16 protein-coding genes and 1 pseudogene are annotated in these 14,855 nt (G+C 61.1%); 11 read left to right on the top strand and 6 right to left on the bottom strand.

Annotation, left to right across the window (positions count from 1 at the left end; all coding sequences use genetic code 11):
* Nucleotides 1-315: 315 nt before the first annotated feature.
* Nucleotides 316-1,050, bottom strand: coding sequence for an alpha/beta fold hydrolase (locus MA884_RS22145; protein WP_256232515.1), 735 nt, complete (start codon nt 1,048-1,050; stop codon nt 316-318).
* Between the two features lie 145 nt (nt 1,051-1,195).
* Between MA884_RS22145 and tam the strand changes: the two genes are divergently transcribed.
* The 4 genes from tam (at nt 1,196) to MA884_RS22125 (ending at nt 5,887) form a co-directional block, all read left to right on the top strand.
* Nucleotides 1,196-1,966 (top strand): trans-aconitate 2-methyltransferase, encoded by a 771-nt coding sequence (gene tam, locus MA884_RS22140; protein WP_256232514.1) that lies wholly within the window; start codon nt 1,196-1,198, stop codon nt 1,964-1,966.
* 63 nt (nt 1,967-2,029) lie between these two features.
* Nucleotides 2,030-3,163: a cupin-like domain-containing protein gene (locus MA884_RS22135; protein WP_256232513.1), complete on the top strand. Its 1,134-nt coding sequence runs from the start codon at nt 2,030-2,032 to the stop codon at nt 3,161-3,163.
* Nucleotides 3,164-3,270: 107 nt separating this feature from the next.
* Nucleotides 3,271-4,071 (top strand): SDR family oxidoreductase, encoded by an 801-nt coding sequence (locus tag MA884_RS22130; RefSeq protein WP_256232512.1) that lies wholly within the window; start codon nt 3,271-3,273, stop codon nt 4,069-4,071.
* Entirely contained in the window at nt 4,064-5,887 is a 1,824-nt protein-coding gene (locus tag MA884_RS22125) for a glycoside hydrolase family 15 protein (RefSeq protein WP_256232511.1), read from the top strand. The genes MA884_RS22130 and MA884_RS22125 overlap by 8 nt, the downstream gene beginning before the upstream one ends.
* Nucleotides 5,888-6,043: 156 nt before the next feature.
* On the opposite strand, the gene MA884_RS22120 is transcribed toward MA884_RS22125, so the two are convergent.
* A complete protein-coding gene (locus MA884_RS22120; RefSeq protein ID WP_256232510.1) occupies nt 6,044-6,400 on the bottom strand; it encodes a DUF6124 family protein in 357 nt (118 codons plus the stop codon).
* 474 nt (nt 6,401-6,874) lie between these two features.
* On the opposite strand from MA884_RS22120, the gene MA884_RS22115 reads away from it, so the two are divergent.
* Nucleotides 6,875-7,252, top strand: a complete 378-nt coding sequence (locus MA884_RS22115) for a hypothetical protein (protein ID WP_256232509.1) — start codon at nt 6,875-6,877, stop codon at nt 7,250-7,252.
* Between the two features lie 28 nt (nt 7,253-7,280).
* Nucleotides 7,281-8,183, top strand: a complete 903-nt coding sequence (locus MA884_RS22110) for an alpha/beta fold hydrolase (RefSeq protein WP_256232508.1) — start codon at nt 7,281-7,283, stop codon at nt 8,181-8,183.
* On the opposite strand, the gene MA884_RS22105 is transcribed toward MA884_RS22110, so the two are convergent.
* Nucleotides 8,152-9,144: a GlxA family transcriptional regulator gene (locus MA884_RS22105; protein WP_256232507.1), complete on the bottom strand. Its 993-nt coding sequence runs from the start codon at nt 9,142-9,144 to the stop codon at nt 8,152-8,154. The genes MA884_RS22110 and MA884_RS22105 overlap by 32 nt on opposite strands.
* A gap of 97 nt (nt 9,145-9,241) precedes the next feature.
* On the opposite strand from MA884_RS22105, the gene inhA reads away from it, so the two are divergent.
* Nucleotides 9,242-9,928 carry an isonitrile hydratase gene (inhA, locus tag MA884_RS22100; RefSeq protein ID WP_256232506.1) on the top strand — a complete coding sequence of 229 codons (687 nt, stop codon included), beginning with the start codon at nt 9,242-9,244 and terminating at the stop codon, nt 9,926-9,928.
* A gap of 95 nt (nt 9,929-10,023) precedes the next feature.
* Here inhA and MA884_RS22095 read toward each other — a convergent pair whose 3' ends face one another.
* Nucleotides 10,024-10,761, bottom strand: a complete 738-nt coding sequence (locus MA884_RS22095; protein WP_256232505.1) for an SDR family oxidoreductase — start codon at nt 10,759-10,761, stop codon at nt 10,024-10,026.
* Between the two features lie 201 nt (nt 10,762-10,962).
* Here MA884_RS22095 and MA884_RS22090 point away from each other — a divergent pair, with 201 nt between their 5' ends.
* Both MA884_RS22090 and MA884_RS22085 read left to right on the top strand, forming a co-directional pair.
* Nucleotides 10,963-11,910: an AraC family transcriptional regulator gene (locus tag MA884_RS22090; protein WP_256232504.1), complete on the top strand. Its 948-nt coding sequence runs from the start codon at nt 10,963-10,965 to the stop codon at nt 11,908-11,910.
* 180 nt (nt 11,911-12,090) lie between these two features.
* Entirely contained in the window at nt 12,091-12,258 is a 168-nt protein-coding gene (locus MA884_RS22085) for a hypothetical protein (protein ID WP_256232503.1), read from the top strand.
* A gap of 253 nt (nt 12,259-12,511) precedes the next feature.
* Here MA884_RS22085 and MA884_RS22080 read toward each other — a convergent pair whose 3' ends face one another.
* Nucleotides 12,512-12,970 carry an SRPBCC family protein gene (locus MA884_RS22080; RefSeq protein ID WP_256232502.1) on the bottom strand — a complete coding sequence of 153 codons (459 nt, stop codon included), beginning with the start codon at nt 12,968-12,970 and terminating at the stop codon, nt 12,512-12,514.
* Nucleotides 12,971-13,092: 122 nt separating this feature from the next.
* On the opposite strand from MA884_RS22080, the gene MA884_RS22075 reads away from it, so the two are divergent.
* The gene (locus tag MA884_RS22075) at nt 13,093-13,494 is read left to right on the top strand and encodes a lysozyme inhibitor LprI family protein (RefSeq protein ID WP_256232501.1); all 402 of its coding nucleotides are present in this window, start codon (nt 13,093-13,095) and stop codon (nt 13,492-13,494) included.
* Between the two features lie 204 nt (nt 13,495-13,698).
* Nucleotides 13,699-14,442 carry a MauE/DoxX family redox-associated membrane protein gene (locus MA884_RS22070; RefSeq protein WP_256232500.1) on the top strand — a complete coding sequence of 248 codons (744 nt, stop codon included), beginning with the start codon at nt 13,699-13,701 and terminating at the stop codon, nt 14,440-14,442.
* Between the two features lie 43 nt (nt 14,443-14,485).
* On the opposite strand, the pseudogene MA884_RS22065 reads toward MA884_RS22070, so the two are convergent.
* Nucleotides 14,486-14,626: pseudogene (locus MA884_RS22065) on the bottom strand (transposase domain-containing protein); the annotation flags it as partial.
* Nucleotides 14,627-14,855 lie beyond the last annotated feature (229 nt).

The raw sequence follows: 14,855 nt of genomic DNA, 5'->3' as shown, positions 1-14,855 counted from the left end.
TTCTGGGTATCCGGAATCAGTGGGCACAAGGCACAAAGGCATGTCGTCCCTATAAAACGAATGCAGACCGGAAAAATTAGCGTTTGGGAACAGAGGTCAGGAAGGAGGGAAATCCATGGCGAGGAAGCTTGCTCCCGCTCGACTCTGTAGGAGCTGGCGTAGCCTGCGATCTTTTGATCTTGATCTTTCGCTTGAGACCTAAACTGTCCGGGACAAGATCGCAGCCTCGTTACACTCGTCAGCTCCTACACGGGGCACAACCCAGCGGGAGCAAGCTCCCTCGCCACAACAGCAGATTGTTTGTGAATCAGTGCATCAGGCGCTGACCGCCAGCCCATGCCGTCGATGATGCACGCTCAACTGATCCTTGATCAGGCGCAGTACCCTGGCCTCGTGCTCATGGATAAAAAAGTGCCCGCCTGCCAGCATGTCCACCGAAAAGCTGCCCGATGTCTCGCGACGCCAGCCGATCAGTTGCTCGGTACTGGCCTTGTCAGTGGTGCCGCCGAGCACGTGCACCGGGCATTCGAGCGGCGATCGGGTTCGCGGCTGGAAGCGTCCGCACAGCAGAAAATCCGCCCGCAGCACAGGCAAGGTCAGGGCCATCAGTTCTTCATTGGCCAGTACTTCTTCGCTGGTGCCATTGAGGGTGCGCAGTTGCTCGATCAATTGGGTGTCGGTTTTCGGCGTGGCAAAATCGCGGTCGTAATCGGCGCGCATCGTCGGCGCCGCGGTGCCCGAGGCAAACAGCGCGACCGGTTCCGGGCAACCCAGCTCGCGCAAGGCATGGGCGATTTCGCAGGCCAGCAATGCGCCCAGGCTGTGGCCGAACAGCGCATAAGGGGCCTGGAGCGTGGGGCGCAGTTCCCGGGCCAGTTGCATCGCCAACGGGCCCATGTCGGTGTGCAGCGGCTCGCCGAAACGCGCCCCGCGTCCCGGCAGCTCAACCGGCTGCACCTGCAGCCATTGCGGCACCTTGCGCCGCCAGCGGCTGTAAACCATGGCGCTGGCGCCGGAATACGGCAGGCATAGCAAGGTCAGTTGGGTCACTGCGGTTTTCTCCGATCCGTTGTGTATGGAAGATAACGAAGTGGCGACAGCCTGAATTAGTCAGCGTCGCCGTACCTGCCCCATGGGCTCTCACGCCCCCTATACTGGCGACGTCTCAGCTCGGCCCATCGCAAAGGAGAACGCCATGACCTGGTCTGCCAAGCAATACGTCACGTTTGAACAGGAACGCACCCGTCCGGCCCGGGACCTGCTTGCCGCCATCCCGCCGGGGCAGGCACGCTCGGTGATCGACCTGGGGTGCGGCCCCGGCAATTCTACAGAACTGTTGGTGGAGCACTTTCCCGGGGCCGCGGTGCGCGGCCTGGACAGTTCCAGCGACATGATCCAGGCCGCCCGCCAGCGCCTGCCCGAAGTGACATTCGACACCGCGGACATCGGCCAATGGGACGAACCCGGCCCCTTCGATGTGATCTTCGCCAACGCGGTGCTGCAATGGCTGCCCGACCACGCGACTCTGCTGCCGTCACTGGTCAGCAAACTGGCCCAGGGTGGCAGCCTGGCCATCCAGATGCCCGACACGCTGCACCAGCCGTCCCACCGCCTGATGCGGGAGATCGCCGCCAATGGGCCCTGGGCCAGCCAGTTGACCGGAGCCGCCGATACGCGCACGGAAGTGGCCGACGCCAGCCTGTACTACTCGATCCTCAAGCCCCATTGCACCCGCGTCGATGTGTGGCGCACCACCTACCATCACCCGCTGGCCGGGGGCGCCGCCGGCGTGGTGGAGTGGTTCAAGGGCAGCGGCTTGCGGCCGTTTCTCGAGCCGCTGGATGAGGTGCAACGCGGGCAGTACCTGGAGCAGTATCTCAACGCCGTCGAACAGGCTTATCCGGCCATGGACGATGGAACGGTGCTACTGCCCTTCCCCCGAGTGTTCATGGTCGCGACCCGCTAGGGTTAAATTTTCGCTCCCGGCCCTCGTTACCTGCTCAGACCAAAACCGACAAGAGTGACCGCCGTGGACCTGCAAACCATCCTGGGCAAACTGTTCGCCAACGCTGGCGCCGTTGGTATCGAAGGTGTTTTCCAATTCGTGTTCGGCCCCCAGCAGGCGTACTGGTCCGAGGTCAAGACCAGCAGCCACACCCAGGCCGGTCGCCACAGCAGCCCCGACGTGACCATCGAAGTGGCGGAGAAGGACTTTCTCGGGATCATGGCCGGCCTGGCCAATGTCGAGGAGCTGTTCGCCAGCGGACGCCTGAAGATCGGCGGCAACATGGGGCTGGCGACGTTGTTGCCGCAGATCATCGAGCATGCCCGCCACGGTGCTGGCGCGGTGGAAAAGGTCGACATGAACAAGCGCTATCCCACCCCGCCGCGCTTCAGCGAAAAACTCACCGCCAGCCTGCCGCCCCAACGCAGCGTGGAGCGTCGGCCGCGTAGCGAGCTGACGGTGCAAGCGTTTCAAGCGCGCTACCTGCCCCATGGCATTCCGGTGGTCATCAGCAATGCCTTGCAGGACTGGCCGTTGTTCAAGCTCAGTCGCGAAGAATCCCTGGTGCATTTTGCCGAGCTGCAAGGCATCACCCGCCACGGCGACTACGTGAAGAAAACCTTCTCCACCGAGCGGGACTTCCGCTCCACGTCCATGGCCGATTTCATTGCTTCGCTGGACAACCCGGCGGTCAAGGGCGCCGATGGCGAACCGCCGGCCTACATGGGCAACAACATTCTGCCGGCGCAGTTGATGGAGCTGATCAACTACCCGTCCTATTTCGACCCGTCGCTGTTCATTCCACCGCGCATCTGGATCGGCCCAAAGGGCACCCTCACCCCGCTGCACCGCGACGACACCGACAACCTGTTCGCCCAGGTCTGGGGCCAGAAAACCTTCACTCTCGCCGCGCCCCATCACCGCGAAGCCCTCGGCACCTGGTCCACGGCACCCCAAGGCGGCCTGGACGGTTGCGATTTCAACCCGGACGCGCCGGACTACCAGCGCTTCCCCCGCGCCCGTGACGTGACCTTCCTGCGGGTGACGCTGGAGGCCGGGGATCTGCTGTTCCTGCCTGAAGGCTGGTTCCATCAGGTGGAGTCGGTGTCCACTTCGTTGTCAGTGAATTTCTGGGTGAATTCGGGGCGGGGTTGGTGAGAGCTGATTTGAGGCGAGCGGCCTTTGTGAAGATCGCTTCACCCAAGTGAACTCCACGCACCTCACACCAGTCAGCAGGTAAAGCCCTCAACTCAAGGTGCTAGACCATGCAGATATCCCTCGCCCGACAGGTTGCCCTGGTCACCGGCGCCAGTTCCGGCATTGGTGCAGGCGCGGCCAGGGCATTGGCGGACGCCGGTGCCGCGGTGGTGCTCAACTACCACTCCAGCGCCGGCCCCGCGCAGGACCTGGCCCGTGAAATCAACGCCAACGGTGGACGCGCCATCGCCGTCGGTGCCGATGTGTCGAAGGAGCCGGATGTCGAGCGACTGTTCGCCCAGACTGTCGAAACCTTTGGCGCGCTGGACATCCTGGTCGCCAACTCCGGCCTGCAAAAAGACGCCGCCGCCGTCGACATGAGCCTGGAGGACTGGAACACCGTGATCGGCGTCAACCTCACCGGCCAGTTCCTCTGCGCCCGCGCCGCCCTGCGGATTTTCAACCGGCAAGGTATTCGCCAGGGCGTGTCCCGGGCCGCCGGTAAAATCATCCACATGAGTTCGGTGCACCAGCGCATCCCCTGGGCCGGTCACGTCAATTACGCTGCGTCCAAGGGCGGCGTCGATCTGCTGATGCAGAGTCTGGCCCAGGAAACCAGCCACCAACGCATCCGCATCAACAGCATCGCGCCCGGTGCGATCCGCACGGCCATCAACCGCGAGGTCACCGAAGGGGAACAGGAGAAAAAATTGCTGGAGCTGATACCTTACGGTCGTGTCGGCGATGTGGAAGATGTCGCCAACGCGGTGGTCTGGCTGGCGTCAGACTTGTCCGATTATGTGGTGGGCACCACATTGTTCATCGATGGCGGGATGAGCCTTTATCCGGGGTTTCGCGGCAATGGCTAACTATCACGAAACACAAAGCCCTATCGAAAACCACGGCATCATCGGCGACATGCGCAGTGCTGCGCTGGTGAATGACCGAGGCAGTGTCGACTTTTTCTGCTGGCCGGAATTCGACAGCCCCTCGATTTTCTGCTCACTGTTGGACACGCCCGACGCGGGGATCTTTCAACTGGCCCCGGACCTGCCCCACGCCCGTCGCCAGCAAATCTACCTGCCTGACACCAACGTACTGCAAACCCGCTGGCTGAGTGATGGCGTGGTGGTGGAGATCACCGACATGCTACCCATCGGCGACAGCGAGGACGACTTGCCGGTGCTGATGCGCAAGGTGCATATGACCGTCGGCCGCGCAACGTTTCGCATGCGCTGCGCGGTACGCCACGACTATGCGCGAGCCGCCACCACGGCGCGTCAGGACGGTGATCACGTCCTCTTCGAAGCAGGGCAACAACCGACCTTGCGCTTGTGTTCGGATCAGGCCATGACCCTGGACGGTCATGCCGCCATGGCTGAATTCACCCTGGAACAAGGCCAGACCGCCGAGTTCCTGCTGGGTGGCATCGACGACCCGCGCCTCACGAACGACGCCAGCGCAATATGCCTGGCACGAACCCTGGGGTTCTGGCGCGGCTGGATTGGCCAGTCCACCTATCGCGGGCGCTGGCGAGAAATGGTCAACCGCTCGGCCTTGGCCCTGAAATTGCTGACCTCACGCAAACACGGCGCCATCCTCGCCGCCGCGACCTTCGGCCTGCCGGAAACCCGTGGCGGCGAGCGCAACTGGGATTACCGCTACACCTGGATCCGCGACGCTTCCTTCACCGTTTACGCGTTCATGCGCCTGGGCTTCGTTGAAGAAGCCAACGCCTACATGCGTTTTCTGCGGGGCCGGGTCAGCGACTGCTGCGATCAGCCGATCAAACTCAACATCCTGTACGGCCTGGACGGTAGGTTGGATCTACCAGAAGTCGAGCTGCCACACCTCAGCGGCTTTGGTCATGCGCAGCCGGTGCACATCGGCAACCTGGCCTACAAACAAGTGCAGCTGGATATCTTCGGCGAATTGATGGACGCGGTGTACCTGGTCAACAAGTACGGGGAAGCCATTTCCCATCAGGGCTGGAAACACGCCGTCAACGTGGTCGATCAGGTATGCGATATCTGGCAGGACAAAGACGTCGGCATCTGGGAAATGCGCGGCGAGAAGCACCACTTTCTGCATTCGCGACTGATGTGCTGGGTCGCCGTCGACCGCGCCATCCGCCTGGCGGTCAAACGCTCCTTGCCCGCGCCTTTCGCCCGCTGGGACCAGACTCGCCAGGCCATCTATGAAGACATCTGGACCAATTTCTGGAACGAGGAACAGCAGCATTTCGTCCAGCGCCTGGGCAGCACCGCTCTCGACGGTTCGATGTTGTTGATGCCGCTTGTGCGCTTCGTCAGCGCCCGCGACCCACGCTGGCTCTCGACCCTCGATGCCATTGAAAAAGACCTGGTGCGCGATGGCATGGTGTACCGCTACCGTAACGACGAAAGCGCCGTCGACGGCCTCAGCGGCATCGAAGGCTCGTTCGCCGCGTGTTCGTTCTGGTACGTCGAATGCCTGGCCCGCGCCGGCCGCGTGGAAAAAGCCCAGCTGGAGTTCGAACAACTGCTGCGCTACGCCAACCCGCTGGGTTTGTACGCCGAGGAGTTCGACAGCCACGGCTACCACCTAGGCAACACCCCCCAGGCCTTGACCCACCTGGCGCTGATCAGCGCCGCCAGTTTCCTGGACCGTAAATTGAGTGGGGACAAAACGCATTGGCAGCCGTGAGCCGGGCTTGCGAGTGAACGCAATTCCCGCTTTTGTGGGAGCAAGGCTTGCCCGCGATGAAGGCGACTCGATTTCAGGACCGCGCCGCCTTCATCGCGGGCAAGCCTTGCTCCCACCCTGCACCACCAAAGCTCAGTGCAACAAGTGGTGGATCTGCTACCGCGTAGGCTCTGCCACTTCGAGATCATCCAGCGCTCGATTGGCCAGCAACGTAGCCAGTTCAATCAACTGCTGAATCCCCAGCGCAACATGCCGCCGGGAACCTTCCAGCTCGAATGCCAGGTCACTGACCATGGCATTGGCCGCTGCCAGGGTTTCGCTGAGACTGGCCAGCACGGACTCGGTGTTAAGGCCCGGGACCACTGAAAATACCTGTCCGTCCTGGGTGTCGGGTTTGGCCGGGGGAGACAAGTGAACATTCAACGCCCGATCGGCTGCTTCGCGGAGTTTTTTGGTGTCGAGGGTGGTGTAGGCAGAGAGGTTTTCGGCTTTTGGGGAGGTGATCTTATCCATCGTGAAACTCCTAGCTTGAAATTGAGCTCACCGACCTCGCGACTTAAAGCGCTGAGGTTGGCGCGTGTGCGCCTGACATTGGACGGGCGACCAAACCCGGTCGCTGATTTTGCAGCGACCGGCAAAGCCTAGCCCCGCCGTTTCCGAACCGGCAACCGCCACGACTCGTCGGAAAATTCCGGTTCACCAGATTTTTTGTAGGAACCCCATCCCCTGTAGGAGCTGCCGAAGGCTGCGATCTCTTCCTTGGCGCTTGAGTCCCAAAATCAAGATCAAAAGATCGCAGCCTTCGGCAGCTCCTACAGGGTGTCATCAGCGGAAATAATCTGCTTGCTACAAAAAAGCATCACAGGCATTCCTCCCATTTATCGCCACGCCCCACTACAGGTTGCCAGCCCCGCAAACCCCTCCTAAGATCGATCCACTCAAGGGTGCAGCGGAGCTGCCCGATAAAACCCGATTCAAGGACCTGACATGACCCATGTAAAACGCTCTATCACCACTGCGCCCCGAACAGGCCTGACCCGGGAAGACCTCTGGGAAGGCCAGGACAAGGGCCTGATCAAGTGCTGGGAAATCGGCCGCGACCGGGCCCTGAAGTTTCCCGAACTGGCGCAGCGTTGCCTGGCCGGTGAATTGCCAGTGCTCGGCTGGAAAGGCGGTGTCAGCCGCAGCCTGAAGAAAAACGAAAAGTTCGGCTGCCTCAAGTACCTCGCCCAATGGCAGGGCCTGCGCGGTGAAGACCTGGACATCGACCTGTCCCAGGACCGCACCCTGACCTGCTCCAGCACGAACATGATCGTGACCTTCACACCGGATCGGGCCAAATACGTGAATCAGGAACCGGCATAACGGCAACCGAGCCGTGCAGGAGGCCGACATGAACCAGGCGCCCAGAATCAACTTCGCGGTGACGCCTCTGCTGCGCATCGCCTACGAAGAGCACGGCCCCGCCAGCGGCGCCCCGGTCATTCTGCTGCACGGTTTCCCTTACGACCCCAGGGCCTTTGATGAAATCGCACCGGCCCTGGCCCAGCGCGGCTATTGGGTCATCGTCCCGTACCTGCGCGGCTACGGCCCGACCCGGTTCAATAACCCGAGCATCCTGCGTTCCGGCCAGCAAGCGGCGCTGGCCCAGGATTTGCTGGACCTGATGCAGGCCCTCGCCATCCCTCAAGCCGCGTTGTGCGGCTACGACTGGGGTGGTCGGGCCGCGTGTATCGTGGCGGCGCTGTGGCCCGAACGGGTTCGCTGTCTGGTGACCGGTGATGGCTATAACGTGCAGGACATTCCCCGCTCGACTCAGCCGCTGGACCCTGAGACCGAGCACAGATTGTGGTACCAGTATTACTTCCACAGCGCCCGCGGCGTCGAGGGCCTGACGCAAAACCGGCGCGAACTGTGCCAGTTGCTCTGGCGCCTGTGGTCACCGACCTGGAAGCGCGGCACGGCGCTGTATTCCCTCAGTGCCCCGTCTTTCGACAACCCGGACTTCGTCGAGGTGGTGATTCATTCCTACCGCCATCGTTTCATGTACGCACCGGGCGACCCGACGCTGGAGTGGATGGAGGAACGACTGACTGCGCAACCGGCGATCAGCGTGCCGAGCCTCTCCCTGTGCGGTGCCGACGACGGCGTTGGGCCTGCACCTGAGTTCGACGAAGACGCCGAACATTTCAGCGGTTTCTATGAGCGCCGGCTGCTCAGCGGCGTCGGCCACAACATTCCCCAGGAAGCCCCCCAGGCCACGCTCAGGGCATTACTGGATCTGCTTGAAGGCTGACCGCGAAACGCTCGCGATACGCCTGGGGCGTCACGCCCATGGCCCGCAGGAAGCAGCGGCGCAGGGTTTCTTCGCTGCCAAAGCCGCATTGCAGCGCTACCCGTTTGATCGGCAGCACTGTGTCGGCCAGCAGCCGGCGCGCGGTTTCCACGCGAATCAGCTCCACCGCCCGTGCCGGCGTCTGGCCGGTGTCGGCGCGGTAGTGACGCACGAAACTGCGCTCGCTCATCCCCGCCTCAGCCGCCAGATTCGGTAAGCCTAAGTCCCGGGTGAGGTTTTCCGCGATCCAGGCGTGCAGATCGTCAAAACGGCTGCCCTGATTCTGCAGTGACAAGGTCACGCTGAACTGTGATTGACCGCCCGGACGCTTGAGGAACACCACCAGTTGCCGGGCGACTTCCAGGGCGATGGCGCGACCTAAATCGTCTTCCACCAGGGCCAACGCCAGGTCGATGCCGGCCGTAACCCCGGCTGAAGTCCAGACCGGGCCGTCGTTGATAAAAATCGGGTTGGGTTCGACCCGCAGTTGCGGATGCTGCCTGGCCAGTTGTTCGCAACGGGTCCAGTGTGTGACCACTCGGCGTCCGTCCAGCCAACCGCTGGCGGCCAGCAGGAACGCCCCGGTGCACACCGACGCCACGCGCCGCGAACGCAGGCCATGGTCCCTGACCCAGGCCACCAGCGCCGCATCCTTCGCCGCCTCGTACACCCCCCAACCGCCGGCAATGAGCAATGTGTCGCTGCCTTCGATCGGCAGCGGCTCGGCCAGTAGCGCCAGCCCCGCCGATGACATCACCGCCCCGCCACCGGCAGCAATCACGGTCGGTGCGTAAGGCAATGGCAAACCTTGCTGGCGTGCCAGGTCGTTGGCCGAAGCAAAGACCTGCAAGGGCCCGGTGACATCCAGCACCTGCACGTTGGCGAAGGCCAATACATGAACGGTTTTCGGTGGATTTTGCATATTGGCGTGATTCGTGGGCTTATTGGCGTATACGCCAGAGCCTACGGGCCTAAAGTCAAACCGTCCACCCTCAGGCATCACTTCAGGAGAAAGCGCCATGGCGTTGCAGATCGGTTTTCTGTTATTCCCTCAGGTTCAACAACTGGACCTCACCGGCCCTTATGACGTGCTGGCCTCGCTGCCAGACGTGAAGGTGCACCTGATCTGGAAAGACCTGGCCCCGGTCACCGCCAGCACCGGGCTGGTGTTACTACCGACCACCACGTTCCAGGACTGTCCGAAGCTCGATGTGATCTGCATCCCAGGCGGTAGCGGCGTCGGGCCGTTAATGGAAGACGAACAAACGTTGGCGTTCATCAAGCAACAGGCGGCCCACGCGCAGTACATCACCTCTGTGTGCACCGGTTCGCTGGTGCTTGGCGCGGCGGGTTTATTGCGGGGTAAACGGGCCACCACCCACTGGGCCTATCACAGTTTGCTGCAACCCCTGGGCGCCATACCGGTCAAGGAGCGCGTGGTACGCGACGGTAACCTGTTCACCGGGGGTGGCATCACCGCCGGGATCGATTTTGCCTTGACCCTGGCGGCCGAACTGTTCGACCAGGACACCGCCGAACTGGTCCAGCTACAGCTTGAATACGCCCCGGCCCCGCCGTTCACCGCTGGTTGCCCGAACACCGCGCCGACCCAGGTGCTGGAAGAAGCCAAACGGCGCGCAGCGGAGTCGTTTCAAGTGCGCTCGCAGATTACTGAACGGGCAGCGGCGCGATTGGCGCTGCAATAACGATTAACGCCAATCAGGCCCAAAAAAACGGTGGGGAGGGGTTTTAGCCCCTCGCCACACGAGACAGGGCGCATCTCCTGCCGCATCGATTCAATTCAGAACGGGCTGGCCGTCGGACGCACCACCAGTTCGCTGACGTCCACATCGGCCGGCTGCTCAATGGCGTAGGCAATCGCCCGGGCAATCGCCTCGGCGGGAATGGCGATCCGGCGAAACTCGCGCATCTCGGCGCGCCCGCCTTCATCGGAAATGCTTTCGGCCAACTCTGACTCGGTTACGCCAGGGGAAATCACCGTCACCCGCACGTCACCACCAACCTCCTGGCGCAAACCCTCGGAAATCGCCCGCACGGCGAACTTGGTGGCGCAATACACCGCCGCCGTCGGGCTGACGGTGTAGGCACCAATGGAAGCGATGTTGATGAACTGGCCACTGCGCTGGCGCTGCATCAAGGGCAAACCGGCGGCGATGCCGTGGAGTACGCCACGAATGTTGACGTCAATCATCCGATCCCACTCGTCAACTTTCAGCGCCTCGAGTTTGGAAAGCGGCATGACCCCGGCGTTGTTGACGATCACATCGACCTTGCCAAATCGCTCGACAGCGAAGTCGATCAGGCTCTGGACATTATCACGACGCGTCACGTCCACGGCTTTGCAAGCAGCCTGCTGGCCCTTGGCTTCGAGTTCCTGCACCAGCGCCTGCAAGCGATCGACGCGCCGTGCACCCAGCACCACTCGGGCGCCCTGGGCAGCCAACAACCGTGCGGCGGCTTCGCCAATACCGCTGCTGGCGCCGGTGATGACCACAACTTTGTTTTGAATAGCGGACATGATGATTTCCTCGTCTGGATGTATTGCTCCCGGTGGGAGCGTTTTGACAGGTCCAGATTAGGGAACCGACCGGGGCCCGGGTTAGCCGGATCCTCCTGCGCCCTTGCACGATCCTGTAGCAATAAAACCGACGCTGGTCGCTGGGCGTACAATCGGTTTTACTAGCGCGGTCCACGTATTTGGCCAGGGAGATAGATCGGCATGTCGGTATCCACGTCCTTACACGTAGCGCCTGACGACGGCGTCAACCAGCGCCGTGCCGAACTGGCGGAACTGATGAAGCGCTTCGCCCCGGGATTCGGCGTTCATCCCACGGCCATCGAGGCCTTGCACCTGATCCGTAGCGACCAGCCAACTGAAGCCCTGCACACGGTCCACAAACCCGGTTTGTGCGTGATCGTCCAGGGGCGCAAAGAGGTTCGGCTGGCGGATGAATGCTACGTCTATGATTCGCTCAACTACCTGGTGGTCTCGGTCACCTTGCCGTTGGCCGGTCAGGTGATCGAAGCCAGCCCCGAGCGCCCCTACCTGTGCATTCGCCTGGATATCGACCCGGCACAGATCTGCCGTCTGATCGCCGACGCCAGCCCCATTGGGGTACCGACCCAACGGACCGGTCGAGGATTATTCCTGGACCGCATCGATGTACCGCTGCTCGATGCAGTGTTGCGTTTGCTGCGGCTGTTGGAGAGTCCGGACGATATCGCCACTCTCGCGCCCTTGGCCCAACAGGAGATTTTCTACCGCCTGCTACGGGGTGCCCAGGGCCAGCGCTTGCACGAAATTGCCATCCCCGACACGCAAACCCACCGCATCAGTCGCGCAATCGAATGGCTCAACACCCATTATGCCGAACCGCTGAGCATCGATAGCCTGGCACAAATGATCAACCTCAGTCCTTCGGCACTGCATCATCGCTTCAAAGCCGTGACCGCCATGAGCCCGCTGCAATACCAGAAACAGCTGCGCCTGCAGGAAGCCCGACGTCTGCTGCTGGCGGAGAACAGCGACGTTTCGTCAATCGGCTACAAAATGGGCTATGAAAGCCCCTCGCAGTTCAGCCGTGAATACAGCCGTCTATTCGGCGCCTCGCCGAGCAAGGACATCGCCCGGCTGCGTGCCCTTGCCTTGCAGGCGAGTCGCACCTGATCCTGTGCACAAACAGGATCAGGCAAATCAGGGGCAGTATCTGTCTAACGGCACCTCCCTTCTCGCCCTTACTCTGAACCCATGCAGCAAGACAACCGTCCGGGCTGCAGCGGGTTCAGCAGATCGCGACATCTGAACGACCCGGCACTCAACCCCTTTGATACGACCGGAGTCATCGCCATGAAAACTTTCAGTTCCTTGATCGCCGTTACCACCTTCGTATTGAGCGTCAGTGCCTTTGCCCTGCCGAGCCAGCAGCAGGACCGTTTCTTTACCCAAACGTTGGGATATCAGCAGCCTGTGGCCGCTGATGGCTCGGACCGCACCATGGCGCGACGCCTGGCTTAGGGAGGCCGGCTTTTCTGCAGACGAAAAAAAACCCGCCGAGGCGGGTTTTTCCAAGACCATTACGACTCCCTGTCGATAGCCATCCTTGCAAGGTCGATCGTCCCTGATCCTGAAGCACTCCCTGTGCTTCAGTGGATGAGTACAGATTACGCATCGGATCCAAACCGCAACAGACGATATAGCAACCATGGCGTGTAAGACATTCGCTATAGCAGCCCTTCCGTAAACCCTTAGATTGCGCGGGCGCTGAGGATCAGGCCTTGGCCAGAAATGCTTCGATATTCGCCATCTGCTCGTCCCAGCCACGGCTGTCCATACGAAAAGCCTTAAGCCGGCGCGCCTCCGGGATACCGTTGAAGCCCGACTCCACCACTTTGAGCAAAGTGCCGCCATCCATGTCTTCAAGTTCGAACTGAACCCTCGTTTCGGGTTCCTGAGAGTAGTCCACCTGCGGCTCAATGGCGTACGGATGCCAGCGAAATGAAAAAACCCGCTCCGGCTCGACCCGTTCTACCGCAACGTCCCAGATGAGGTGTTCATAGCCTGGATAGGTGATCTGCCCCTGGGTACGGTCGCCCGCGACAAATCGCTTGCCCTCAAGCGCGACGCCGAACCACTGACCGAAGGCTTCGGCATTGGCCAAGGCCCGCCAGACCTGAGAGCGCGGCGCCTTGAGCAGAATTTTTCTTTCGATGCGATCGGATGAATGCATGAGTCACCTCCTGTGTTTAACAGTAGGCCTGTAAGACCACCAGGCCAACCAGAAAGTTGTATCGACGCAGCGTTTGGGTACACTCCTTCGGCATTTGTAACCCCATCAAGGAGAGATCGACCATGTCCCCACGCTTGTTTCTTAGCCTGACACCGCTGCTTTTTATCAGCGTCGTCCAAGCCAATGACTGCGCCAATGCGACCACTCAGGGAGCGATGAACCAGTGCGCAGCCCAAGAGAACAAAGCCGCTGACGACGAGCTGAACAGTCTGTACAAGCAGATCACTGCACGCCTGAAAGATGACCCGCAGGCCAAGCAGTTACTGGTCAAGGCACAGCGGGCCTGGATCAGCTTCCGTGACGCCGAATGCAATTTTTCTGCGTCTGGAGTCGAAGGGGGCAGCGTCTATCCGCTGATTCACAGCAATTGCACCACAGCCGTAACCAAGACCCGAGTCGAGGCGTTCAAGACCTACCTCAAGTGCGAAGAAGGCGACCTGAGCTGCCCAGTCCCTGGGGCTTGACCACCTGATGCCTGATGCAAAAAAGGTAAGCGTCTGGAAGCGGAGTTTACTGGGTGTAAATGAGCATTCCGAGCTTGGTTTTAACCCGGCGTGGCCGAGCGCAGCCACCTTTCGTACAGCATCAGGCCGCCCGGCGCGGTCTTTGAATTTCTCCTAGCGCGGGCAGTCATTAGGGTTAGACAAGCCTGCATGGAGAAGTTAAAGATGACCGCGTCCCACAAACGCGCCGTGCTCTACCGCATGGTCATGCCAGAACACCTATGCCCCTTCGGGCTCAAGTCCCGTGACCTACTCAAGCGCGAGGGTTATAGCGTCGATGACCACTGGCTGCGCACGCGCGAACAAACCGATGACTTCAAGCGTCGGGAAGGCGTGGAGACCACCCCGCAGGCCTACATCGACGGCAAGCGCATCGGTGGCTACGACGACGTTCGGCGCTTCTTCGGCAAGCCGGTCGTCGACCCCAAGGCCACTCGATACCGCCCGGTGTTGGCGGTGTTCGCTGTGGCGCTATTGATAGCATTGGCCTGCGCTTATGCCGCCTTCGGCACGCTGTTCAGCGGGCGAATAATCGAATGGTTCCTAGCCATGAGCATGACCCTGCTAGGCATGCTCAAACTGCGCGACGTAGAAGGTTTTTCCAACATGTTCCTGGGCTACGACCTGCTGGCGCAGCGGGTGGTGCCCTATGCCTACACCTACCCTTACGGAGAAACTCTTGCCGGGCTGCTGATGGTCGCCGGCGCCCTCACCTGGCTGGCGGCACCGGTGGCGCTGGTGCTCGGCACGGTGGGCGCGGTGTCGGTATTCAAGGCAGTGTACATCGATAAACGCGAACTCAAATGCGCCTGCGTGGGCGGCGACAGCAACGTGCCGCTGGGCTTCGTTTCTCTGACTGAAAACCTAGTGATGGTGGGGATGGGGGTTTGGATGTTGCTCAAGCCTTGACGTATAAAGGGCTGTAAGCGTCTGCCCACTTACCTTGCGTAACTCAGGTCTGCATCCACTGATGCGGCAGCAATTGATCAATCTCACTGGCACGTTGTGTTGACAGCCGAGTCAGCACATCTTTGAGATAGGCATATGGATCATGCCCATTCATGCGCGCCGACTGGATCAAACTCATGACACCCAACGCAGTACCCAGTGCCTGTCCGGAATGGAAGCGGCCATCCTTCAGAAGTTTTAGCAACGTGAGCATGCGGACTGCGCCTGATAATGAGGCCCGCATGATAGCGATGCGTAAGACAGTTGCATAGAAACACAAAAGGTCTTTCCTGCGGGCAAAACAAAACCCCTACCTGCATCAGCAGATAGGGGTTTCGGAATTTAATCTTGACGATGACCTACTCTCACATGGG

It is taken from the genome of Pseudomonas sp. Q11, assembly GCF_024494355.1.
Classification (GTDB): domain Bacteria; phylum Pseudomonadota; class Gammaproteobacteria; order Pseudomonadales; family Pseudomonadaceae; genus Aquipseudomonas; species Aquipseudomonas hefeiensis.
Note: the sequence above shows the minus strand (reverse complement) of the source record. Positions and strands in the feature narration are given on the sequence as shown.